Annotated in this window: 1 protein-coding gene; it reads left to right on the plus strand. The window is 40.2% G+C overall.

Annotated features, from left to right (window positions below; genetic code table 11):
* A partial coding sequence (locus ACFIK6_RS10335; protein WP_375642800.1) for a lambda exonuclease family protein occupies positions 1–512 on the plus strand: 512 nt, incomplete at both ends.

The following is a 512-nucleotide window of genomic DNA, read 5'->3' on the forward strand; positions in this document are numbered from 1 at the left end:
AAATATGAAGACTACAAAATCAAACTCATAACAGAGCGCTTAACAAGAGAAACAAGCCCCTATTATGAAACTGAAGATATGCGTTGGGGTATTGAACATGAAGAAGACGCCTTGAGAGAATATAGCTTCATTTATGATGCCGATATAACAAAATGCGGTTTTATCCAACACCCCACAATCCAAATGGCGGGGGCTAGCCCTGATGGTCTCATTGGAGAAGACGGTTTAATCGAAGTCAAATGTCCGAGATCAATAACACATACGCGTTTTTGTATAAGTGACGAAATCAAACCAGAATATCACGCACAAATGCAATTCCAAATGGCTTGTACAGAACGAAAGTGGTGTGATTTCGTAAGTTATGACCCACGTTTTGCAGGAGAATCCTTTCACTTGCGCATGAAAGTCAAGCGTGTTCTCCGTGATGATCAACAAATTGAACAGATCAATCAAGCGGTTGAAGCCTTTTTAGCAGAGATAGAACGAGAGATAAAACAACTCTCAACAAAAGC

It is taken from the genome of Bartonella sp. AS69XJJH, from assembly GCF_042195585.1.
Lineage (GTDB): Bacteria > Pseudomonadota > Alphaproteobacteria > Rhizobiales > Rhizobiaceae > Bartonella.